Raw genomic sequence first — 23,873 nt, 5'->3', positions numbered from 1 at the left:
CCTCTAATCAGGCTGTTTGGCGGCGGTTTGGTTGGGTTTATGCACTGGCCCTAACTGGACTATATTGCGGTGACGGTTTGGGCGTCTCGCTGCCATAGGGGGATGTCGCCGTCAACCCCATTTTGGTAAGCGCGTTTGCCAAGTAGGAGTGCGTACAGCATGAAGCCTATCCACGCGGTCAGTCCGATCCCTACGCGCACAGCGGTGTTCAGCGGTGAGGGAGTTACGAACGCTTCGATGATCCCGCACAGCAGCAGCACTATTGCGAGCCCGAGGCTGATCATAAGTACTTTGCGTCCACATTCGCCGAATGCTTGTGCGCGCGTGCGCGCACCCGGTGCCACCCAAGACCAGAACAGTGCTAGGCCCGCGCCGGCGGCCACGAACACGCACGTCATTTCTAGCATCCCGTGGGGCAAGATGAGTCCGAAGAAAACACTGCCTTTACCAGCGGTGAACATGACCGCGCCAGAAACTGCGAGGTTCATCATGTTTTCAAACAGCACTTTCACCACCATCACCCCGGTTACGCCCAACGCGATGGCTTGCACGGAAACCCAAGCGTTATTTGTCCACACTTGCGCTGCGAACTCACTGGCCTGGTAGGTCGAGTAGTAGTCTTCAAACTGGTGGTTAGCCATTTCCTTAACCTGCTCGTTACCGAGCACCTGTTCCACCACTTCTGGGTGGTGCGTCAGCCAGAACCCGGCGGTGAACGCAAACAGTACTGAAACCACCATCGTGGTGATCCACCAGTACCTCAACTGGTATAAAACCGACGGGAAGGTGCGGGTAAAGAACTGTCCGATGCTGCGGGGGTGAAACACTTTTGTCTGCCCCGCCCGCCGCCGGGCTTTACCGAGAATGGCCGAAAGGTAAGACACCAGCATCGGATCAGGCGTGCGCGTGCGGACAAACGATAGGTGTGTGGAAGTGGTTTTGTACAGGTCCACGAGGCGTTGTGCCTGCACAGAGTCCAGTTTGCTCAGTTTTGATAGGTGCTCTAGTTCTTCCCAGAGCTCCCGATTTTTTAGGACAAACGCATCCAGATCCATACGTCTAATGCTAAATGACGATATCGTTCATGTCATGGGGCATTTCGACAGTACTGAAAGTCAAAGAACCTCGCTGCCGCAGCAGCCCGCCAGGCAGCGCCAGAACCTCACGACGGACGACTTCGTGGTGGGTGAAGGCGTGGCGCTCGCAACCCCACCTGTAAGCGTGGTTACGCGGCTGTTGGAAGGGATTATAGACTGCGCAGCACTTGCGCTCACGAGCATTCTACTGTTCGTAGCGTACTTATTGATATATCCGTTTAAAACAACCGCCACTAACTCTGTTGTGTTCGTAACTATCATTGGGACGATGCTCTTTCTGGTGCCCGCCACTATTGAAGCGATAACGCACGGGAAATCGCTTGGTAAATGGGCGTGCGGTACCCGCGTGGTGCGTTTTGACCAGGGCCCGATTTCTGCTCGCCATGCGTTCACGCGCGCTTTGATTGGGGTGGCAGAAATATGGTTGACGTCGGGTTCGCTCGCCACTATTTCTAGTTTTGTAGATAAGCACGCGCGCCGCCTAGGGGATATTGCAGCGGGTACGTATGTGATTAGTGAACGCGTGAAGCTGCAAGAAACACATCCAATGCGGGTTCCGCGTGGTCTTGAGGGGTGGGCTCGCTCGGCGGATATTAGTTTGCCAACTGGTTTGGCGCTGGCGATCCGCCAGTTTTTGAACCGGAAAGAGACGATGATGCCTCAGGCGCGCCAGGCGATGGGACAGCAGTTGTTAGATTCTGCTCGCGCCCACGTTTTGCCAATGCCTAGTGAGCAGGTGGGGGCGGAGGCCGCGTTGACCGCGATTTTGGCGGAACGCACCGCCCGTGATTTAGCGCGCATTGACCGCAACCGGGAGCTGGCTCAGCGGGTGCTGGTGCAAAGAAGTTAGCGTCCCCCTGCTTCTTCTGGTTTGCTACTGTACTGAGATGTGAGGTTTATTCACTCTTCATCGTCAACACGCGGGTGCCCAAAATTAGACAGCCACCGGGCACCTGGTAGCGAGCGCCATAATCGCCGCGCACTGGTTTTACCCATGCTGATCCTGGGGTTGTTAACGTGCTTAGCTTGGCTAACCCCGAACGCGCCTGCGTTTGCAGCTCCCACTGATTTCGAACCGGCCAGCGCGGCGCCTTCACCGGATTCTGCGAATGCACTGGTTTTGGCGCTGCCAGACACGGGGGTGGCGGATCTGGATTGGAAGTCACCGCGCTTGGCAAAATTCGCGCAGAAAGCGGGTTTTGCGAACCTCATGTTGACGTCACGTGAGGAATCCGTGACGCTCACCCAAACTGCAAAACAGTTGAAAATGACGCCGATTGGGCTTTCGGATTTTTCTTGCACGGGCCTGCAAAAGGCCCCGCAACTAGTGGACTTGTCGCGAGGTGTTACGGCAGATTCCCCGGCAGACCGGGCGGCGCAGGTTGAAGAGCGGCTCGCGCACGCGTTAGAAGCGTCTGCGGATTGTCCAGCGCGAATAATCGTCGCGTCCCTGTCGGATGCGGGGCCAGCGGACCTGCATGCGCTCGCGGTTTCAGATCCGGAGTCCCACCAAGCCGGAGCCCTGTATTCCGACAACACGCGCCGAGCTGGCTTGTTGACCGTGGCGGATTTGAAGTACCTCATAAATGGTGGAGCGGTAAATACCAGCCGGGAGCTGGGTACGAACCCGGGGGAAATCACGGGGAACCTGGTGAGCGCGCAGGTGCACGCGCATGCGGCGAAAAACACGATCGCTCCCTGGTTTTTAACGTGGGCACTGCTGATGGCGGCGGGAGTGATCGCTGCGGGCAGTGTTGGCTGGCTGGTGCGATACCGGCATAAGACAGTGAGTGTACGCACTTGGCGGGCGTTGACGTGGTGGAACACGATTTCGTTCGCGTGGGTGCCGGCCGCGTTAATACTGAACTTTGTGCCGTGGTGGGCTTATTCTACGCACCCTTCTATCCCGATTCTGCTGACCGCTTTGATAGCTGTGGTTTTAACTGCGGTGGCGCGGCAAACGGCGATTCCAATTGGGGTTTTAGCGGCCACTACTCTGCTGTTGTTGGTTACGGATATTGTGTCGGCCACTAGCTACCAGTTGGATGGTTTTTTGGGGCCGCTCACCTTGATTTTCCGCCGTTTCTACGGGGTGTCTAACCGCGAGTACGTGATTCTGGTTGTCACCGCGTTCATCTCATTGCTCCCGTATGTGCACGCGCAGTTGAAGGCTGGGAAGCGTTACGCGGCTGTGGGAGCGGTCGCGTTGATGGGCGTTGGGGTGCTGTGCGTGGACGCGTTGCCTGTGTGGGGCGCGGATTTTGGGGGTGTGCCCGGCATCGTTGGCGGATTCCTGTTGGCGTGTATTTTGCTTTTGGGTATGCGTTTGAGGTGGTGGCACGCTCTTTTGTGGATTGGCGCGTCCGCGTTGGGGTGGGTCTTGATCGCGGTGGTGGATGCGCATGCGCCGCAGCCCACGCACGTGGGACGGTTGTGGCGCGCTTTGGTTTCGGGTGAAGGTTGGCAGGTGTTGGCCCGCAAGTGGTCGGATATGACCGCGAGCGTGCTGAATCCGATTACGGTTGCTGTGGTGGTTGTGCTTGCAGTGGTTGCGCTTGGTTTGGTGTGGGCGATGCGCCGCGGCCGGTTCAGCGCAGTTGGGCAGTGGCTGGGGAGTGTACCTGGTTTACCCATGCCGCGTGAGCGTGGTTCGAAAGCCCTGTTGGTTTCCATGGGGTTCGCGATTTTGGTGGCGGTCTTGGTGAATGATTCGGGTCTAATTATTATTGCCGACGGTCTACTTATTGGACTGCCACCGGTGACCGCGTTGATTACCCGCCAGTTCCAAGAGTTAGCGGCTAGGGGTTAGGTGTTTTTCACCGCGTTTGGTAAGCAAGCGTTGTCACTGGTGGCGCAGGATTTGCGGCGGCAGGGCGTGCGCCGCCTGGTGGCGCCGGATTATTTTTGCCTCAGCATGATCCTTCCTTTTGAGTTGGAAGGTATTTCTGTTCGCTACTGCCCCACGGACCGGCGGGCACTACCGGTTCCGCAGCGCCTGGCCGAACTTGTGACGCCCGGTAGTGCGGTGCTGTTGTGTTTTACATTTGGGAACTTGCCGACTGCGCAGCTTGTAAGTGTTCTTGAGGGTGTGCGAGCGGGTGGCGTACCCATTGTGGTGGATGGGACGCATAGTTGGCTTGGCCCTCAAGCGAATCTGAACGGCGAGAAAACGCAAGCAACGCAGCGTGCGGACGGCGGTGGGTTCGCGTCTGTGGCGTTACGAGCGAAGCCGGGGTACGCGGATTATTACGTGGTGTCGATGCGTAAGCTCCTACCTGTTCCCGATGGGGCTTTCGTGCACGGGCTCGAGGCGGATAGTGCGTTCGTGGATACGCCATTTTTTGCACAGATCCCCGGCTCTATGGGCGACTCCGGCTCTATGGGTCGTTTTGGCAGTACGTCGAATAACGCACCTCCGTCTGAGCGGGCGACTGTTCTGGCGCTGGAGGCAATGCGCAGCCGCAAGAGTTGGTTAGCGGAGTTAACGCCTCGGGAGTCCCCGTCGTCTGAACACCGGGGCGGCCACATAATAAATCACGGGGACGCCCACATAGTCGAGCGCTGGGAAGCCCGTAGGGCTGCTCACAAGTGGTTGCAAGCGTTGGATGCGGCGGAGGATGCGATTGAGCAAGCGTGGTCGCCCGCGCCGATTAGTGCGTGTACACGACGTTTCCTAAGAACAGCGGACTTGGAGGAATACGCGCGCAAACGCCGCTCGGTCGGTTCTTTGTTGATTGACAGTATTTCGCACCGTTTCGAAGTGGTGAACCTACACACAGTGGAGTGTGGGGTGGTGGTGCGTACGGAAGGGAAGGAACACACCCGGCACCTGCTCGATCAGCTCTTGGAAATCGGGGTGTCCTCCCCTATTTATTGGCAACGCCCGGCCGGGCTGGCCCGTAACGCACCGTGGCCAGAAGACCTTCTGACACTTTCCACAGCGCCAGATCAACCATTGACGCTACTCGACAGAATCATAGAAACTATCTGCTAGCACCCGGGCCTCACGCTGCTTACGTTGCCACGCTTGCGCCCCGGTTTGCTTCTGTGCTGTTTCGTTAACCCCAATGTCGCTCGCTCAACGCAACCTCGCATTTGCCGCCGCTTCGTCCGCGGCAGTTCTGTTTGCTCGGCTATCTGGGTTTTGGAACTGGATGTCTGTTTGCTCAGCCGCCTGAGTTTTAGAACTGGATGATTTGGCGCAGTTCTTTCCCGGCTGCGAGCCTGTCCATACCTTCGTTTATATCTTCCAGTTTGATGTGACTGGTGATCAGTTTGTCTAATGGTAGTTTTCCATCTAGGTATAGCTCGGCGAATTCTGGTACGTCCCGTTTCGGCACTGCTGACCCCATGTAGCTGCCCATCACGGTGCGAGCACCAGCTGTAAGGGCTGTGGGGTGGATTTGTGAAACCTCGTCGGGGGCTGGTAGGCCAATCGTCACCATTTTCCCACCCACACAGATCGCTTTGTATGCGGTTTCAAAGGCTTTCGGGTGGCCCGCAGCCTCCAGAACTAGGTCGGCTGTTACCCCTTTTTCTTCCACTTCTTTAGTTGTCAGGCAGTGGTGGGCACCGAACTGTTTCGCAAGCTCCAGTTTGTCGGCACTGACGTCAGCAGCGGTGACTTCCACGCCCTCACACGCTAATGAGGTTAGTAAACCCGCCATACCAACCCCACCTAACCCCACTACCATGAACGATTGGCCTGGTTTTGGGTCTAGTTCGTTTAGCACAGCGCCACCGCCAGTGATCATTGCACAGCCGAGCACTGCGGAAATGTCAGCAGGTAGTTCTTGAGGTACTTTCACAATCGACGCCTGGTCTACAACCGCATGCGTGGCGAACCCGCTCACTCCCAAGTGGTGGTGGATCTGCTGGTCGCCGTCGTGCAAGCGGATGGAACCATTCAGCAAGGTGCCCGCATTGTTCGCAGAAACTCCCTTGCTGCACGGTAGTTTTCCACCTGTTTGGCAGGCTCTACATTCTTCGCAGCGGGGAAGGAATGTCATAACCACGTGGTCGCCCTCGTGGAAGTCTTTAACTTTGGCTCCTACTTCTTGCACCACACCAGCAGCTTCGTGTCCAACAACTAGTGGAGTGGGCCAAATCCGATTTCCCTGTAGAACGGAGAGGTCGGAGTGGCACAGCCCAGCAGAAGTGATTTTAACGAGTACTTCGGTGGGGCCAGGTGCGTCCAACACCAGTTCTTTCACCTGCAGGGCTTTTGATTCGCTAAATGGTTCCGGGCAGTTCTGACTTTCAAGTACGGCGGCTGTAATTTTCATGGTCATCATCCCCTTCGATACCGACCTCACGCAAGACCTCCTTACGTGAAAAACGTGTAACTAAACTACAACGAATCCGCAGGTTCAGCTACCGCACGGAATAAGCCTCCACATTTTGAAACTGAGTTATCAAATTGTTATCCAGATATTTTCCGAAAGCTCTTATCCCACCATCTGCATTCGCAGTAATATTGCACTGTTGCTACTCGGCAACTGCACAAATAGGTACTGAAAGGTACAAGACTAATGAAAACTATCGCAAGGAAATTAAACATTATAGCTGCCGTAGCTATAGTTTCTGGGGGGGTCTTCCCTCGCTCTAGCCGCTAACCACTCGGCTTCTATGACGGGGTCTACTGCAAAATCCGTTGGTAAAGTAATATATTCTTACGACACAGCAGCCGATTCTAAGTTCACCCGAGCCAACTGGACTGTAAAGGGTGCATCTGGTGGTGTTACAAACAGGTCAGGCTCCGGCTCAGTGGCATCAAGAAACACAGGACATGACATTAAAGCAGTGCAAGCATGCAGATCTAGAACTGCCTTACCCATGATTTGCACAAGTTGGAACAATAATTACTAACCAAGACAGAAACTGGAATGAAACATGAGGATAGGGGTTTCTCGGCGTACGTTTGTTGCGGTGGCTATTGCTGTCGGTATTGCTGTGCTTGCTTTCTTCACGCTTGCAGTTAGGTTCAGTAGTCAATATGCGCGGAACAGTTTTCTGGAGGAACTGGGAATGTCAGATACTCCCGCGCAGTCGGGATTACCTGCGAACGCAGATGCACTCATTTACTACACTGCGGCTAGTCAGCACACGGTTACAGCACTGCTCGCCAAACCACATACGTTAAGAACCCCGATCCCATTCAATGCAAATAAGTGGCCTTCCGCGGGGCATTTCTATGCATCCCCGGATCTCAATAGCTCCGAAATCCACGAGCTTTCAAATAAGTTCGGCGGATTCGAAGGCTATTTACCTACAGGAAGCGGACTGCCCTCAGCAAAATCATCTCGCATAGTTCTTGCAAACCCTAAAGCAACCAAAGGGTTGTCACCAGCCTGTCTTGGATGTTCAAAAGCGTCTGTTGATCCCGGATTTTTCCCACCAACCCAGTTGAGCACTGCGGTGAGCTACGTCGGATTAGTATGCAGTTTCATTATTCCCTCACTCATATTAGTGGGGACTGTAACTGTTGCTTGGCGCAGAAAACAGGACCACGCAACACAAATTCTGGAAACTTTGGGGGCAACACCACGTTCCCTACATTTCTCACTCTTCAAATCGTTAATAAAACCATGGTTGGCAGGAATCATTGGGAGCATTCCGATACTCATTATCCTGTTTACATTCGATATTCCTATTCCATTCTTCACCTTCACAATCAGAAGAATTGACGTGCTAGGAGTGTGGTGGGCATTCCTCCTTGCATTGCTTACCGCCGCGATAGTCAGTGTGCTAGTCATTCTAATGTGCACCTACCCAAGGAAACCTAGATTCACCCCGGCGGGAATACGAGATGCACACATAACAACTTCATCTAAAGTACTCGGTTTTATCAGTCTATTTATTCCACCAATAGCATCGACAACAGTGCTTAACGACTTCATAAACGCCAGTTACACGGATGCCTCAGACGCGAACTATGCACTTTTTTGGATCGGAATTATCTGCACGTTGCTTGCTATCCCATTCGCCGCCCGCTTCCTAATCTATTTAAGTTCACGCATTATTCTAGAACTCGGTCGCTGCAGCGCATCTGCTCCCATGATTGTTGCAGCCCGTACTTTATCCAGCTCGTCACAGATCGTACGTTCACTAAGCACAGGATCAATACTGATCCTAATAACCACTACACTCGCTATATTCAGCCTATTAACCTGGCTGCCCGCCGGCCAAGTTCAACGCACAATCAACTTCGTTGATAGCAGTTACGTTCAAATCGATATCCCACAAAATGCTTCAAATTCAGAACTTGCCAAACTAGAGAAAGCTCTGAACAAATACTCCGTCATGGAACTCGCTACTTTCTTACCCACAAATAATAACGAAAACTCGAAGCTGCACCACACACTTTCAGCCACCCCAAACTCATTTAAAAAGTAGCATTTGAAATCTGGAAAAACCACATCCGTAGCTTCGTTGCCTCCGAAACTTGGTGTCATGTTCCCAGATGACCAGGCACTCACCGTGCGCACTATTTCCTCAATAAAGAATGCTGGACTAGCAGCAAAGACAAAGGATGACGTCCCAGCATCATTTTCGTGGATAGTTTCGAAACAATCCGGTAATCGGGTCGACAAGTCAGAGATCACCAAAATAGTTAGCGCCACACTGGGGCCTATATACAACGTGTACGTGGGTGGTGAAGAATGGATCGCGGGTGCGAACGACACCGTATTCCAGCACAGGTGGCTCCACCTGTGCGCCATTGTTTCCTCAGTTATCCTATTGATCTCAATCCTCATCACCGCCACAAGAGACATTGAGGACTTCAACGCTCGCCTCATGCCAATTCAGAAAGCGTATGCAAGCACCTCAACAGTGCGTAAATCCATATGGCTCCGCACATGCCTACTGGGACTACTGACCGTGCTAGTAGGCGGTGGCGCTAGCATCTGCTTCGCGCGGTGCATAGAAGACGATCGTCTAAACACCGTTGGGGGAATATATCCGGTAATCACAGCAGTATGCACGCTAATGGTGATAACGCTTTTCCTATTCACTTCTCTATCGTCCAAGCATCACCGCAGCGAAAGACGTTTTTCAACCTTTTATATTCCCAAGACATAGCGCACAACCTCGCGCTCCCAAAACTAATTACTCACATAACCCATAATCGGAGGCCATAGTGGCTAACTCAGATCCAATAATCTCAGCGCATAATCTTCAACAGAAATTCTCGAAAAACCTGGTGCTAAACGATGTTTCATTAAGCGTGCACGCGGGTGAGTCTGTAGCTATTTCAGGCTCATCAGGTAGCGGAAAAACAACTTTGCTCGGATGCATTATGGGGTTAATCCGGCCAACATCAGGTGTTGTAATCGTTGCTGGGCAAGATATGAGTAAGCTTTCACGCGCAAAAGGCGCGGCCTTTAGGAACCAAAATATAGGCATAGTCTTTCAAAATGGGGAGCTCATCGAAGAGCTGACAGCAGAAGAGAACGTTGCTCTGCCGACTCTTATGAATAAGAAAGATAAATCTGTGCTGGAACGAGCGAGCGAATATTTATTTAAACTCAAAGTACCTGTGGGGCGTCCTGTTTATTCTCTGTCTGGGGGTGAAGCACAGCGTGTAGCGTTTGCACGTGCCACATTCAACCGGCCACCCGTGATTTTAGCTGATGAACCAACCGCTAGCCTCGACCCGGAGTTGCGCGATGAACTCTGTATGCTCTTATTCGAAAACGCGCGCGCCTCAAAGTCAGCTTTAGTAGTGGTAAGCCACGACCCGGTTGTAAACAGTAGGGCCGATAGGCATTACGCCTTAAAAGACGGGCATCTTATCCCTAACAACCCTAGATAACCGGGGGTATTAGCTTCCAGCAATAGTACCTGTGTTCCGCCTACTTACCAGTTAGATACTGTTTGCTCGCATTGGGCGGCTTTGTAATACTTGTTAAGCGAGTTAGAGAGGAAGTTAATGGCTGCTGTTACTTTAGATCGCGTGGAAGCCTCGTTAGGTAGGTTTGGTTTCCAGTCTGTGCGGAACAAAGAAACCACTATTGCGGCGTGGGATAACTGCGTCATTTACTTCAGTGTTGAAGGTAATGCGTTAGCTATGCGCGCGTACTGGCGTACTGAAATTAAGAATGAGGAGGATGTTGCCCGGATCGCCGACTTCCTCACGCAGTGGACAACGCCAGATAAGGTGTCGCAAACTTCTATAGACCAGTTGCATGAGGGCCACTACCTCGCTCAAGCTGCGTCTGGTGTGGACATAACAAACGGTTTAGACGACGAGCAGATAGACATCGCGATTAAGGCGACTCTACCGGAATTTTTTCAACTTTTTGACGATCTAGATGCCGCGTTCCCACACTTGAAACCCATCGTCTAATCCGACTTCCAACTAACCACACTGCCTCTTCTAACATTTTGAGGCATTACCACGGGTACCCCGGTGTTACTGGCTACCAGCAACACGCAGGCGCCCCGCTGTTATTTGGTTACTGCTAACTCGCAGGTATCCCAGTACTACTTTTTGTCGTATGCGATCCGGTAGGGTGCGCCCGCTGTGGTAGCGGTTTTTGGACGCGCATTACGCGGTACTTTACGGCCTGTTAAACGCCGCCGCATCACCGCAGCCCAAACGTCCTTATACTGGTTTCCCCGGTGCAGGTAGCCAGCAAGGTCATTCCCAGTGGGGCGGTGCGAGAAGTTACACGGCACCTCCTGGAACGTGAACCCTTGCACCAGCAGGTCAATCGTCATTCCAACTTCCACACCCCAGCCGGTAGCGAACGGCATGGCCGCATTCACAGCCTCACGCGTTAAACAACGCTGCCCCGAAAGCGGGGCCTGCTGCCGCCACCCCGTTGCCCGCTCAATTGCGCGGCGCGCAAAATTCACCACAAACCCGTGCCCACCAGCACCTTTCTGCGGCGGAAGCGTAGCCACCGCACAGTCCGCAACCCCTAACTGAACGTTCTCAATCAGCGACGTCGCCTCAACCGCGCTCTCCCCTAAATCCGCGTCCAAAAAAAGCAGGTGGCGGGGCTTACCCTCAGGTAAATCCCGCATCGCCGCCACCTTCACCCCAGTTTCAAGCGCAGACGCTTTTCCCCGAGGAATCGAATGACGCACCACCACAGCCCCACTGGACCGCGCGTAATCCCCCGTGTTATCCCCCGACCCGTCATCCACCACGATCAGCAGATCAACTCCGGGGAGGGCCCGGCAAGACCTCACGGTAGTGGCGATAGTGCGCGCCTCATCGTGCGCGGGAATCACCACCGCCACCTTCTGCTTCTCACGCTTACCCGCAGTCACAACCAACCCCTCCTAAACACTAAACGCGGGTTAACGAACAGACACTTGGCGCGACACCAAACCGGCACGCACACTCCGCTGCGCATCAGTGAGCGGCGTGGAATCCGCAAGCGCCTCCGCAAGCGCTTTCTCCAGTTCAGCCATCGGCTCCTCTAGCTCAGCGGCCGGCACCTGCTCGGGGAACTCGAACACCGGAATGGAAATCCCAAGCGCGCGGAAAGCACCAATAAACCGGGAACCAGACCCAAGCGTCAACTCGTCCCTGTCCGCTAGGCGCGCAAGAGCGGAGAAAAGTTTCGTCTCATCTTCCGTACGCACCCACCGCACAAACAGTTTCGGCATCGTCTGCCAGAACGCAAGTGACGGACCCGGCACAGGTTTAGTAGGCACCAGTTCCTTAGACGACTGTGCAATCGCCGACTGAGTCTGCTCATCTTCCAACTGTTCGGACGTGAACCAGAAAGAAAGGGAATCCTCAATAGAAAGGTCGCCAGCGGAGGAGATCATGTCACCGATCCGAGGGGCGGCGTCACGCACATCCACGTTCACCACACCCGGCTGCCCCTCACCTTTGTCGAACGCCTCCGCCCGCTTCAACGCCTCTTGCAGAGCAACCCCCAGGTCGTGCGCCACATCCCCCGAATGCGACCGGGTCTGCAACGCCACCAACACTTTACCGTCACCACGCACACTCGCCTGAGCCTGGTTCGGCAGGATCGTCACGAACAACACCTCGCGCGCACCGTATTCCTCAGTGGTCTTAGCGGGCAAGGTAGCGGCAGGCAGTAACTCGCGCATAGACACCAGCGCACCCTCATAATCCAAACCTTCAAACGGCCGGGCCACATGCGGAATCGGGGGGCGGAACTGCTTCGGCGTGCCCACAACCTTCTTACGACGACTCTTCTTACCCATCAGAATCCTTAAAACGATAAGTCTGTTAAACGACTCAATTGTAGCGTCAAAAACTTGCCTTTACGCAAAGTCACTTCCACCAGCGCACCCACCCCACCCGACCTGTAGTCTTGAAGGGAACGAAGGGAGCTTTCAATGAAGATTATTCTGCCACCGGAACCGAAACTGGATTGGAACTTGCCGGGTGAAGTGGAACCGGTGTTTCTAAGTGAGAATCAGGAGGTTCCAGCTGAACACCAGGATGCCGAAGCGGCGGTGGTTTGGGGGATGACCCCGGCGGTGCACCCGTTTGTAGAGCAACTACCGAACGTGCGTTACTGGCAGTCGATGGCGGCTGGCCCTGACGGCCTCATGTCCTCTAACTTGCGTACAGACGCGGTGGTGTGTAACGGCGCGCACTTCCACGACCGCACGGTGTCCGAACACGCACTCGCGCTCACCTTGGCGTTGGTGCGGCGCGTACCGAAACTGATGCGCGATAAACAGAATCACACGTGGGACACAGCCATGGGGCAGGAACGCGACCTGCACTCTGACCAGTGGGTCCACACCGTGGTCGATTCCAAAGTGGTCGTGTGGGGTTTTGGCGCTATCGGACAGGCCATTGGTAAGCGTTTCGCCGCATTCGGTTCCAAAGTGGTTGGGATTGCCCAGTCCGCAGGTACCCGCTCCGGGTTCCAAACCTACGCGGTCGATAATATTCTTGAGGTCCTGGCTGACACGGACATTCTTGTTATGGTGCTGCCCCGCGCGGAAAACACTGAGAATGCGCTTAACCAGCAGGTGATTGACGCGCTCCCCGACCGGGCAGTGGTTGTGAACGTGGGCCGCGGATCCACCGTAGACGAATCCGCCCTCGCGAATGCGTTAAAGAACGGTCACTTGTCGGGCGCGGGCATTGACGTGGCGCAAACCGAACCACTACCGGAATCCTCACCCCTGTGGGACACCCCGAACCTCATTATCAGCCCCCACTGTGCTGGCGGACGGCCAGATGGGCTCGTTGACGTAGTGGCCCACAACCTCAAGAAAATAAAAGAAGGGGACGTGGCGGGAATGCGTAACCTTATGCGCACACCGCAATCGAAATAGTCACTGAGAAATACTCTCCCACTCCGTGACATGCCTGTGACTTTTCCGGTGGTTACTGCCACACTAGAAGTATGTTTGAAAGAGCTGGCAAGCCTGCCGAAAAGAAGGATCTTATCAACGTCGATGAACTACTATCGGCCTACTACGATGTAGAACCAGACCCAAACAACCCAGATCAGCAAGTTGTGTTTGGCACGTCCGGACACCGCGGGAGTGCGCTCGACGGCGCGTTCAACGAAGCCCACATCGTCGCCACCACAGCCGCGATCGTGGAATACCGCGCAAAGGAGGGTATTGGCGGCCCCCTTTTCTTGGCGCGTGACACGCACGCACTTTCGGAACCCGCGTGGCGCACCGCCCTGGAAGTCCTGGTTGCAGCTGGGGTAGAAACCCGGATCTGCGCCCGTTCCGCATACACCCCCACTCCCGCGTTGTCGCACGCAATTTTGGTGGCGAACGGCGCGGGTTCCCGCAGTGGGGTGCGCACCACTGGCAGTGGCTTGGCGGATGGGATTGTGGTTACGCCGTCGCACAACCCGCCGCGCGACGGTGGGTTCAAGTACAACCCGCCTCACGGTGGGCCAGCGGGGACGGACGCAACCAGTTGGATCGCAAACCGGGCGAATGAGATCCTAAAAGACGGTTGGTCAAGAGTTAAACGCTACGGCGGTTCACAGTTACTGCAGCAATCTGAGATTCAGCGTTACGACTATTTGAGTACCTACGCCAAAGATCTTGAGAACATTATTGATTTCGAGGCGATCCGCCGTGCGGGCGTGCGCATAGGTGCGGACCCGCTGGGCGGTGCTTCAGTGGATTACTGGGGGCAGATTGGGGAACGCTACGGCCTGGACTTGACGGTGGTGAACCCGCAGGTGGATCCGGCGTTTGGATTTATGACGTTGGATTGGGATGAGAAGATCCGGATGGATTGTTCCTCCCCGTACGCGATGGCGTCCCTGCTGGAGGCCATGACTCCGAACGAGGATGGTCGCACGCCGTACGACATTGCTACGGGTAACGACGCGGATTCGGACCGCCACGGGATTGTCACTGCAGATGGGTTGATGAACCCGAACCATTTCTTAGCCGTAGCGATTGAATACTTGTACACGCATCGACCAGATTGGGCTGCGGATTGCGCGGTTGGGAAGACCTTGGTGTCGTCCGCGTTGATTGACAGGGTTGCAGACCATTTGGGCCGCAAGTTGATTGAGGTGCCGGTGGGCTTTAAGTACTTCGTGCCTGGCCTATTGTCTGGTGAGGTTGGTTTTGGTGGTGAGGAGTCCGCTGGGGCCTCGTTCTTACGCAATGACGGTACGGTGTGGTCGACGGATAAGGACGGCATTATTATGTGCCTGCTCGCCTCTGAAATTCTTGCGGTAACTGGTAAGACTCCGTCACAGTTGCATGAGGAGCAGGTGGAGCGGTTTGGTGATTCGGCGTACAAGCGGGTGGACGCACCGGCTGATCGGGAGCAAAAAGCTAAGCTCGCTGCCCTTTCGCCCGATGACGTGTCCGCAACCGAACTTGCGGGTGAGCCCATCACCGCGCGCCTGGTGAATGCCCCGGGTAATGACGCCCCAATCGGGGGGTTGAAGGTGACCACTGAGAGCGCGTGGTTCGCTGCCCGCCCCTCCGGCACAGAAGACGTGTATAAAATCTACGCGGAATCTTTCAAGGGCGATGACCATTTAGATGAGGTACTGGCCGAAGCTAAGGACGTTGTCGGAAACGCGTTGCAGAGTTAAGTTTCTTAGGCAGTTTAAGGTAACACGCTTTGCACTGTGAATAAACATGAACCGAAATCGTAAACGTTAACTGCGTAGCAGGGCTTTCGGTTCTGCTACCAAATACCTGGTTCGGTCGTTGAAAACTCACTGTGGGTCAGTTCACCTAGCGTGAAAGGCGTTTACGTGGCATGATTGAACCAACGACCGGAAACGTTTCCGATCAAGTTTGACAACCTACGGGATCCGAAGACGGATCCGCGTTCCAAAGGAGGAACCTCATGAGTACCAGAACCCGGAAGGTCTGTGCTGCACTCGTGGCTGGCGCATTCGCCTTAACCGGCTTGGCCGCATGCTCGTCCGATTCAGCTGACGACGGCAAAGGATCCGTCTACTACCTGAACGGCAAACCAGAACAAGACGCCGCGTTCCAAAAGATCGCTAAAGAATACACTCAAAAAACCGGTGTCCCAGTTAAGATCGTAACCGCCGCTTCCAACACCAACGAGCAGACCCTCAAGTCTGAAATCTCCAAAAAAGACGCCCCCACCATGTTCGGCATCAACGGGCCAATGGGGTTGAAAACCTGGCAAAAATACGCAGCCGACCTAACGGACACGAAGTGGGCCAAGAGCATTAAAGACGACAACCTCGCCCTCAAGGGTGAAGACGGAAAAGTATACGGCCTTCCGCTCGCAGTAGAAGGATACGGTCTGATCTACAACCAAGACATCTTCGACAAGTACTTCGCAATGGATGGCGCTAAAGCCAAGAACATGGAAGAGATCAATAACTTCCAAAAACTCAAAGAAGTTGCGGACGACATGCAGGCAAAGAAAGCGGATCTGGGAATCGACGGCGCGTTCGCATCTACATCCCTAGCGACCGGTGAAGATTGGCGCTGGCAGACCCACCTGTCAAACATCCCGATGTTCTACGAATACAAAGACGAAAACATTACGGACACAGACAATGCAAAGTTCAAGTACAACGACGAATACAAGAACATTTTTGACCTGTACCTGAAGGACTCCACGGTCGAGCCCGCGTTGACGCCCAACAAAACTGTTACCGACTCCATGTCAGAATTTGCGCAAGGTAAGGCCGCGATGGTTCAAAACGGTAACTGGGCTTGGAGCCAAATCAAAGACGTATCTGGCAACGTAGTTAAAGAAGACAAGATTAAGTTCATGCCTATCTACACCGGGCACGAAGGTGAAGAAAAGCAAGGTCTAGCGATCGGCACGGAATCCTTTACCGCGATTAACGCTAAAGCCTCCAAGGCTGATCAGAAAGCCACCCAAGACTTCATTGAATGGCTGTTCACCACCGACGAAGGTAAAAAGCACGTGGTGGAAGACCTGGGGTTCATCGCCCCGTACAAAGACTTCACCGACAGAGACATTCCCACCGATCCGCTGGCACAACAGGTTGCCCAGTCCATGAACGACACAGACAAAGAGACGATCACCTGGGTGTTCACCACCTACCCGTCCCAGCAGTTCAAGAACGACTTCGGTGCCGCACTGCAGCAGTACGCATCGGGGAACGAAAAGTGGGATCAGGTTGTCAAAACCTTCACAGATTCTTGGGATAATGAAAAGTCGATGCTCAAGTAGCCAATAAACCTGGGTTGGGGCGCGGTCACCGTGCCGCGCCCACCACCCCCTTTAGGTGATCTTTATGCAAGCAACACTGAAAAAATACTTCCCCATCTTCGTCCTCCCCACCCTCCTCGCGTTCCTGATTGCGTTCCTAGTGCCGTTCTTCATCGGCCTGTTCCTGTCGTTCGCCGACTTCACCACAATTACGGACGCGGAATTCGTGGGGCTGCAGAACTACATTGATGCCCTCGACCCCCGCGAAGGGTTCACCGCCGCATTCGGCTTCACACTGCTGGTAGTGATCCTGTCGATCATCAGCGTAAACCTGTTTGCGTTCACCATCGCGTGGGTCCTCACCCGCAAACTGGCGGGTACAAACTTCTTCCGCACCGTGTTCTTTATGCCAAACCTAATTGGTGGAATCGTCCTTGGCTACACCTGGCAATCCATCATCAACGCGTTCCTCGCGCGCTACTCAACCACCATCATTTCGGAGTGGAAATACGGTTACATCGGCCTGATCATCCTCATTAACTGGCAGCTAGTGGGGTACATGATGATCATTTACATCGCAGGTTTGCAAAACGTCCCTCCAGAACTGGTGGAAGCCGCGCAGATAGACGGTGCGGGCCGGTGGCAAATCCTGCGTAACGTAACTATTCCCACGGTCATGCCATCCATCACGATCTGCCTGTTCCTCACCCTGTCGAACACGTTCAAAATGTTCGACCAAAACCTGGCGTTAACAAATGGGGCGCCGCAGCACCAAACAGAAATGGTGGCCCTCAACATTGTGAACACCATGTTCAACCGAAATGGGTTTGAGGGTGTAGGCCAAGCTAAAGCCGTTATCTTCGTGTGCGTCGTAGTAGTGATCGCACTGTTCCAGTTACGCGCCACGCGCAGTAAGGAGGTTGAGGCGTGAGCACCGCAGCACTGAATCCGAACGCGCCCAATTCAAACCCGAACACACTCCAGGTTGCAGACCACTCCGGCACTAGTACGGGTAACCACCCGCAGGCCGCGCCGGGGGGCAAACTCCCCGCAAACCCGCGGCGGCGCCAGAAGTTAGGGCCCGCACAGCTGCTGCTGTACGCGGTGCTGGTGTTCCTTACCTGCGTGTTCCTCGGGCCAATATTTTTCATCCTATTCAACTCATTCAAAACAAAATTCTCCATCGCAGACCACCCATTCGCACTCCCCCTAGGGGAAATGTGGGCGGGCCTAGAGAACTACGTGACGGGCTTGGTGCAAACCGGGTTCTTCTGGGCCATGCTGTGGTCGTTCGTAATCACGATCCTGTCGGTAAGCGCAATCGTGTTCTTCTGCGCAATGACCGCCTACTTCATTACCCGCGTGAAAACGTGGTGGACCAGTGCCCTGTACTACATGTTCGTGTTCTCAATGGTGATCCCGTTCCAGATGGTCATGTTCCCCACCGTGAAAATCGCCGACATGCTGCACTTAGCGAACCCCATCGGGATCGTGGTGTTGTACCTGGGTTTCGGCTCTGGCTTGTCCGTATTCATGTTCTGCGGGTTCGTTAAATCCATTCCCCTAGACATTGAGGAAGCCGCGATTATCGACGGGTGCAGCCCCCTGCAGAACTACTTTAGGGTAGTGCTGCCCATGTTGAAACCAACGGCGATTACCGTGGCGATCTTGAACGCAATGTGGGTGTGGAACGACTACCTGCTGCCCTACCTGGTGATCGGCTTGTCAACTAAATACAAGACGATTCCCGTGGTTGTTCAAATGCTGGTGGGGTCGAACGGTAACCGTGACATGGGGGCGATGATGGCGATGCTGGTGCTGGCGATCATCCCGATCGTCGCGTTCTACATGTTTGCCCAAAAGTACATTATTGAGGGCGTAGTAGCTGGCGCGGTTAAAGGATAGAGTCCTCAAGGTAGGCCCCCGAAGGGGCCACGCCTATGGGCAACGAAAGTGTAAGTAATGATGGCACAAATTACTGGGCGGGTAACCATTAAGGAAATCGCCCAGGCCTGCGGCGTGGGCGTAACCACGGTGTCACGGGCCCTGAACGACGCGCCGGACGTGAACGCCCACACCCGCAAACGCGTACTCAAAATGGCACGCACCATGGGGTACACCCCGAACTTGCACGCCCGGAAACTGCGCCAGACCACGTCAGACAGCGTGGCGCTAGTAGTTAAGGGGCCGTCAAACCCGTTTTTCTTAGAGATGCTCGACGTGTTCGAAGCCAAAATCCGCGAGCGCGTAATGCACGTGACGATGCTGCGGGTTCCCCATGGGGAAGATGAAGTGCAGGCGGCTTTGCAGCACACCGCCACTGCTCACCCAGCCGCAGTGGTGTTCCTAGGCGGCCAGCTAGATGGTTCCCGCAAACAGTTCGAGGCCCTTGGAGCGCCCTTCGTGCTGTGCACCATCCCTCATAATGAAGCATTAAAACCAGACGCGTACTCGTCGGTGGCACTCGATGACCAGCTGGCTCTGACGCAAATCGTGGAGTATTTAGCGGACTTGGGGCATGAGGAAATTGGGTTCATCGGTTCGGACACGGCCGACAATTCAGTAGGAGAACTGCGTTCACACTATTTCCGCGCGGCAATGCGCACGCGTTTCGGTTCCAATACCACTCCCGCGGTGCTGCGTGGGCCCGTGCAAGACACCCCGTACTCCTACCACTACGGACTGCAGTTGGGCTACGAAATGCTGTCGAAACACCCGCAGGTCACAGCGATTGTGGGGATGACGGACGTGATCGCCCTGGGGGTGATGCGCGCCGTGCTGGACATGGGGCTGCGGGTGCCCGAAGCGGTGTCTGTGGTGGGGATTGATGGGGTGGAAATCGCTGCGTACTCGCACCCGCGATTAACCACCATCCGACAGCCCCTACACGACCTAGTGGAACGCACGTGCGAAGCCCTGTTCGCGGCCATGCGTGGGGAGGCAGCGCGCCACCTGCTGCTACCCGGTGAGCTGGTGGTACGGTCCTCCACCGGCCCGGTGCGCAACACAATCTTTGCTGAGCAACCCGTATGGAGGTCACGTGCCTAAGTGGTTGAGCCCTTCTTCTTCGTTCTACGCGGTGTTGTCTTTAGCCGCGGACCTGGTGGTGGTGAACCTGCTGATGGTACTGTGCTCACTACCGGTAATCACCATTGGGGCCACTACTCGGGCTGCGAACGCAGTGATTGCCGACCTGATTAAAGGCGGCGGGGCACGGCCGGCCCGTCAGTTTTTACGCGAGTTCACCTACCGGTTCGGTGCCGCCACGGGTGGGGCCGTGCTGTGCGGGGCTCTCGCGATGCTCGGGGGATACAACTGGCTGTTGATTGGGCAGGCAAGCTCGGCGATAACGAGCACCAGTGGAATGGTGCTAGAAATGGGGTTGATTGCCGGCACAATCGTAGTAGCTGGAATTACCCTGTGGTTATTTGCACTGTTAGGACAGTTATCGAAACCCTTTCGCACTCCAAGCCCCAAGCCCACCACCCCCAGTTTCGTATCTGTCCTTCAAACGGCTACCATCCGGTCGATCCGCTATCTTCCCCGCACCGCCGCAGCTGTGCTGGTGTGGGCTGCCCCGATTATTCTCGCCCTCGTTGTACCCGGCGCGCGCGGAACAGTACTTTTCACTTACTTTGTTTTTACGTTCGCGTTCTGCTGGTTCCTCACGCAACTAATATTTTCCCCCCACCTACAAAACCTGTAAGCGGCACATTCGCGCATTCTGATGGGGATCCGGTGGTATGTTTCACCCCTGGCGCAACGTGTTTTAAAGCAAAATATCTAATAACCTAGATGAGTGTTCAAGTCGTATCGTGAGATCCTGAGTATCCCCGGTGCATTAAAGTTTTCTGCAGCCGGGGTTTTAGCGCGTTTCCCCATGTCCCTGGTGGGTATTTCCCAGATCCTAATGATTTCTGCGCTGTACGGCTCATACACGCTTGCCGGCCAAGTTTCTGCGGTGAACATCGTGGCGTACGCGGTAGCGGCACCCGTGCTAGCGCGGTTAGTGGACCGGTATGGGCAGTCAAAAGTGATGCTCCCATCGGTCATCACATCCGTACTAGGCATCGTCGGGGTGATGGTGGTGGCATTCATGCGTGGGCCCGCCATCTTACTGTACATTTTTACGATCATAGCTGGGGCGTTTTCCGGTTCCCTAGGGGCGATGGTGCGGTCGCGTTGGACGGGCGTGGTAGAGAACGCCTCGCAGCTACACACCGCGTATTCACTAGAATCCACGTTGGATGAGGTGGTGTTTATGGTGGGCCCGATCCTCGCCACCTTGCTCACCACCTCCGTAAACCCAATCGCTGGCCTGGCGTTAGCGGTTTTGTTTGCCCTGTTTGGCGGCGTGTGGTTCCTATCGCAACGAGAAACGGAACCACCGGCGTTAGGTAAAGACGCGGCAGCGGACGCGGGTGGTTCAGTGATGACTCAACCGGTGATGATCTCCCTGGCGCTCGTGTACATTGGAGCGGGCGCGATGTTCGGTGGGATCGACGTGTCCGTAGTAGCGTTCACTTCTGAACACGGAGTGCGGTCGGCCTCAGGATTACTGCTGGCCGTGTTCGCCACCGGATCGATGCTAGCGGGTCTGATTTACGGGGCACGCACCTGGCGGTTCCCACTGTGGAAACTGTTCGTAACCGGGGTGGTGGCCCTATCTGTTGGCGTTACGCTAGTGGGATTCACTAAAGGCGTGGTGTTGATGGCGATCATGATGTTCATAACCGGCTTCGGTATTTCCCCCACCATGATTAACGTGAACGCGATGGTTCAGCGGGCTGTGCCCGCCCGACGTCTAACGGAAGGGCTCACATGGATGTCCACGGCAATGAACGTGGGCGTGTCAATCGGCTCGGCGATTGCAGGCCGGTTCATTGACCATTCGGGTTCTTACGGTGGGTTCCACGCCGTGATTGCTTTCGCGTGGTTGATGACGCTGGTGACGCTGCTTTCGATTCCGTTCTTGCGCGAAACCTCGCGTAAACGCAAGAAGAATCACCTACCCACCGAGCTGCGTTCGCGCCGCCTGGGGATGGGCCGGCTGTGGAAGCGTAAGAAGCGGCGTAAAGGCGACCAGAACAACGGCGACACACAAGATAAGTAACAGGTTACACGCTGATACAACACACCTTTAATGCGGATATAGGACTAAAGTGTGGAGTATGAGCAATCCCATTACACCAGCACAGTCGTCAAATTCTCCCTCTAGCCAGTCTCCAATTGCCTCCCCTAAAGAAATTGTGGGTATAGCCGCTAACGCGATGCTCGGCAAAGCTACGGCCCGGCCCACAAAAATGTTCATGCTCGCAGTTTCTGCGGGTGCGTTCATCGCATTAGGCTTCACGTTCTTCACCACGGTAGCAACCGGTAGCAACCACCTGCCTTTTGGGGTGGCTAAGCTGCTTAGTGGCCTAGTTTTCTCCGTTGGTTTAGGCCTCGTGATTATTACAGGGGCGGACCTGTTCACCTCAACTACTATGAACCTGGTGGCCAAGGCGGAAGGCATGCTGAACTGGCCACAAGTATTCGCCCACTGGGCTGTGGTTTACGTGGGGAACCTGGTTGGGTCACTCGGGGTGGTTGCGCTTTGCTATTTTGGTGGACTGCAGAAGAACGCGAACGGAGCCTGGGGGCGAACAATTGTAGCGACGGCGTCTGCGAAGCTTTCACACACGCCGTTTGAATGCTTCGTTCTTGGGATTGGTTGCAACCTGGCGGTCTGTCTAGCGGTGTGGCTGTCGTACGCTGGACGTTCCCTCACGGATAAGATTGTCGCGGTAATCGGTCCGATTTCATTGTTCGTAGCAGTTGGATTCGAGCACTCTGTTGCGAATATGTACATGCTGCCCTACGGCCTGCTACTTGATTACGGGCACGGGCCACTTACTCTGTTCAACGCTCTATTTGTGAATCTGCTGCCGGTCACGTTGGGAAATATTCTCGGCGGAGGTGTATTCGTAGGCATCTACTTCTGGTACGCGCACAAACATCCACATTCCACGGCCGACTCACAACCGGGCCAATAACTCACAGCCAGGCAAGTAGCCCACTGGTAGGCCAGTAACCCCTGCTCTTACCGCCCAGTATTTTTACAATGAGGGGATACAAAAAGGGGGCTTGGACCCGCTTCCGCGGCGGATCCAAGCCCCCTTTAGTTTGTTCTTGCGCTTAGATGCGCGTTAGAACCTCACGAAGAAAACCACAGGAAGTGGGTTACTTCTCGATCTTCATGCGGTCGCGCACTTCCTGGTTCTTATCGAGCCATTCTTTAACAGTTTTGTCAATCGGCTCGTCCTTGTGCTCGTTCAACACGTAGTTCTCCACGTCCGAAAGCTCTTCGGCCGAAAGTTTGAAGTTCTTAATCATCTTCGCAACAGCTTCATTATCTTTGCTGAAGTCCTTGCGTGCGAACGTGTGGATCTTCTCTGCGCCGCCCATGGCCCCCTTCGGGTCCTCTAGGTCACGCACGTCGAACGCGCTGTACGCCCAGTGGGGGCTCCACAGGGTAACCACAATGTTCTTCTTGTTCTTCATCGCAGAATCCAGTTCCGCCAACATCGCGGCGGTAGAGGAAATCTTGAAGTTCATGTTGTCCAGACCGTACTCTGGGATCGCGGTTTTCTCGGTGGTTTCCGTGATTCCCGCGCCCGCGTCAATACCAACGATTTCGTTGTTGAAATCGTCCGCGTGGTCCGCCAGTTCCTCAATCGACTTAATCGGCGCGTCCTTATTCACAGCCAACGCCAGCTTCGCCTCGTCGAACCAGGTTCCCAGGTCCTCCATGTCGTCCCCGTATTTCTCTACGTAAGACTTGTGGGTAAGTGGCAACCAACCGTCAAACAGCAGGTCCATATCGCCCTTGGAGATGGAGGTGAACACTGCGCCAATGTCCGCGTCCGTCAGTTTCAGGTCGTAACCCTGGTCTTCCAACGCGCTCTTCATCATGTTGGAAATAACTACGCCTTCGTCCCAGCCGGCGGGTACGCCAACGGATAGGGACTTGGACTCTCCTGCGTCCGACTTATCTCCCGAACCACCCGAGCAGGCTGCGAGCGAAACGGAAAGCGCTAGGGCTGAGCCCACAGCAAAAGCTTTCTTCAAAAACATGCGTTTTCCTTCCTCTACTTGTGCAATGAGATTTGTATCCAGTT

At 54.8% G+C, this 23,873-nt stretch carries 21 protein-coding genes; 16 read left to right on the top strand and 5 right to left on the bottom strand.

Annotated elements, in window-relative coordinates; genetic code table 11:
- Positions 1-59: 59 nt before the first annotated feature.
- On the bottom strand, positions 60-1,055 hold the full coding sequence (locus CJ187_RS08525; protein ID WP_102216470.1) for a stage II sporulation protein M: 996 nt from the start codon (positions 1,053-1,055) through the stop codon (positions 60-62).
- A gap of 34 nt (positions 1,056-1,089) precedes the next feature.
- On the opposite strand from CJ187_RS08525, the gene CJ187_RS08520 reads away from it, so the two are divergent.
- From CJ187_RS08520 to CJ187_RS08510, 3 genes are all read left to right on the top strand, one after another.
- Positions 1,090-1,947, top strand: coding sequence for an RDD family protein (locus CJ187_RS08520; RefSeq protein ID WP_158237728.1), 858 nt, complete (start codon positions 1,090-1,092; stop codon positions 1,945-1,947).
- A 144-nt stretch (positions 1,948-2,091) separates the two neighbouring features.
- Complete coding sequence (locus CJ187_RS08515; RefSeq protein WP_102216472.1) at positions 2,092-3,906, top strand: hypothetical protein; 1,815 nt, start codon at positions 2,092-2,094, stop codon at positions 3,904-3,906.
- Positions 3,907-5,091, top strand: a complete 1,185-nt coding sequence (locus CJ187_RS08510) for a hypothetical protein (protein WP_102216473.1) — start codon at positions 3,907-3,909, stop codon at positions 5,089-5,091.
- A 187-nt stretch (positions 5,092-5,278) separates the two neighbouring features.
- Here CJ187_RS08510 and CJ187_RS08505 read toward each other — a convergent pair whose 3' ends face one another.
- Positions 5,279-6,412, bottom strand: a complete 1,134-nt coding sequence (locus CJ187_RS08505; RefSeq protein ID WP_233187338.1) for an alcohol dehydrogenase catalytic domain-containing protein — start codon at positions 6,410-6,412, stop codon at positions 5,279-5,281.
- Positions 6,413-7,025: 613 nt separating this feature from the next.
- Between CJ187_RS08505 and CJ187_RS08500 the strand changes: the two genes are divergently transcribed.
- The 4 genes from CJ187_RS08500 to CJ187_RS08485 all read left to right on the top strand — a co-directional run bounded on the left by CJ187_RS08500 (position 7,026) and on the right by CJ187_RS08485 (position 10,446).
- Positions 7,026-8,492 carry a hypothetical protein gene (locus CJ187_RS08500; protein WP_146003086.1) on the top strand — a complete coding sequence of 489 codons (1,467 nt, stop codon included), beginning with the start codon at positions 7,026-7,028 and terminating at the stop codon, positions 8,490-8,492.
- Positions 8,493-8,549: 57 nt separating this feature from the next.
- Entirely contained in the window at positions 8,550-9,179 is a 630-nt protein-coding gene (locus CJ187_RS08495) for a hypothetical protein (RefSeq protein WP_102216475.1), read from the top strand.
- 58 nt (positions 9,180-9,237) lie between these two features.
- Complete coding sequence (locus CJ187_RS08490; RefSeq protein WP_199171067.1) at positions 9,238-9,912, top strand: ABC transporter ATP-binding protein; 675 nt, start codon at positions 9,238-9,240, stop codon at positions 9,910-9,912.
- Positions 9,913-10,029: 117 nt separating this feature from the next.
- Entirely contained in the window at positions 10,030-10,446 is a 417-nt protein-coding gene (locus tag CJ187_RS08485) for a hypothetical protein (RefSeq protein WP_102216476.1), read from the top strand.
- Positions 10,447-10,583: 137 nt separating this feature from the next.
- On the opposite strand, the gene CJ187_RS08480 is transcribed toward CJ187_RS08485, so the two are convergent.
- Both CJ187_RS08480 and CJ187_RS08475 read right to left on the bottom strand, forming a co-directional pair.
- Positions 10,584-11,378: a glycosyltransferase family 2 protein gene (locus CJ187_RS08480; protein WP_199171068.1), complete on the bottom strand. Its 795-nt coding sequence runs from the start codon at positions 11,376-11,378 to the stop codon at positions 10,584-10,586.
- 30 nt (positions 11,379-11,408) lie between these two features.
- Complete coding sequence (locus tag CJ187_RS08475; protein WP_102216477.1) at positions 11,409-12,293, bottom strand: DUF5926 family protein; 885 nt, start codon at positions 12,291-12,293, stop codon at positions 11,409-11,411.
- A 135-nt stretch (positions 12,294-12,428) separates the two neighbouring features.
- Between CJ187_RS08475 and CJ187_RS08470 the strand changes: the two genes are divergently transcribed.
- From CJ187_RS08470 to CJ187_RS08430, 9 genes are all read left to right on the top strand, one after another.
- The gene (locus CJ187_RS08470) at positions 12,429-13,385 is read left to right on the top strand and encodes an NAD(P)-dependent oxidoreductase (RefSeq protein WP_102216478.1); all 957 of its coding nucleotides are present in this window, start codon (positions 12,429-12,431) and stop codon (positions 13,383-13,385) included.
- Positions 13,386-13,456: 71 nt separating this feature from the next.
- Positions 13,457-15,136 carry a phosphoglucomutase (alpha-D-glucose-1,6-bisphosphate-dependent) gene (gene pgm, locus CJ187_RS08465; RefSeq protein ID WP_102216479.1) on the top strand — a complete coding sequence of 560 codons (1,680 nt, stop codon included), beginning with the start codon at positions 13,457-13,459 and terminating at the stop codon, positions 15,134-15,136.
- 260 nt (positions 15,137-15,396) lie between these two features.
- Positions 15,397-16,734 carry an ABC transporter substrate-binding protein gene (locus CJ187_RS08460; protein ID WP_102216480.1) on the top strand — a complete coding sequence of 446 codons (1,338 nt, stop codon included), beginning with the start codon at positions 15,397-15,399 and terminating at the stop codon, positions 16,732-16,734.
- Positions 16,735-16,798: 64 nt separating this feature from the next.
- Entirely contained in the window at positions 16,799-17,644 is an 846-nt protein-coding gene (locus CJ187_RS08455) for a carbohydrate ABC transporter permease (RefSeq protein ID WP_102216481.1), read from the top strand.
- A gap of 158 nt (positions 17,645-17,802) precedes the next feature.
- The gene (locus tag CJ187_RS08450; RefSeq protein WP_199171087.1) at positions 17,803-18,618 is read left to right on the top strand and encodes a carbohydrate ABC transporter permease; all 816 of its coding nucleotides are present in this window, start codon (positions 17,803-17,805) and stop codon (positions 18,616-18,618) included.
- 57 nt (positions 18,619-18,675) lie between these two features.
- A complete protein-coding gene (locus tag CJ187_RS08445; RefSeq protein ID WP_102216482.1) occupies positions 18,676-19,761 on the top strand; it encodes a LacI family DNA-binding transcriptional regulator in 1,086 nt (361 codons plus the stop codon).
- Positions 19,754-20,419: a DUF624 domain-containing protein gene (locus tag CJ187_RS08440; RefSeq protein ID WP_102216483.1), complete on the top strand. Its 666-nt coding sequence runs from the start codon at positions 19,754-19,756 to the stop codon at positions 20,417-20,419. The genes CJ187_RS08445 and CJ187_RS08440 overlap by 8 nt, the downstream gene beginning before the upstream one ends.
- A gap of 93 nt (positions 20,420-20,512) precedes the next feature.
- Positions 20,513-21,826: an MFS transporter gene (locus CJ187_RS08435; RefSeq protein WP_102216484.1), complete on the top strand. Its 1,314-nt coding sequence runs from the start codon at positions 20,513-20,515 to the stop codon at positions 21,824-21,826.
- Positions 21,827-21,884: 58 nt separating this feature from the next.
- Positions 21,885-22,748, top strand: coding sequence for a formate/nitrite transporter family protein (locus CJ187_RS08430; protein WP_284667490.1), 864 nt, complete (start codon positions 21,885-21,887; stop codon positions 22,746-22,748).
- Between the two features lie 187 nt (positions 22,749-22,935).
- On the opposite strand, the gene CJ187_RS08425 is transcribed toward CJ187_RS08430, so the two are convergent.
- Positions 22,936-23,829: a glycine betaine ABC transporter substrate-binding protein gene (locus CJ187_RS08425; protein WP_102216486.1), complete on the bottom strand. Its 894-nt coding sequence runs from the start codon at positions 23,827-23,829 to the stop codon at positions 22,936-22,938.
- Positions 23,830-23,873 lie beyond the last annotated feature (44 nt).

It is taken from the genome of Gleimia hominis, assembly GCF_002871945.2.
GTDB lineage: Bacteria > Actinomycetota > Actinomycetes > Actinomycetales > Actinomycetaceae > Gleimia > Gleimia hominis_A.
Note: the sequence above shows the minus strand (reverse complement) of the source record. Positions and strands in the feature narration are given on the sequence as shown.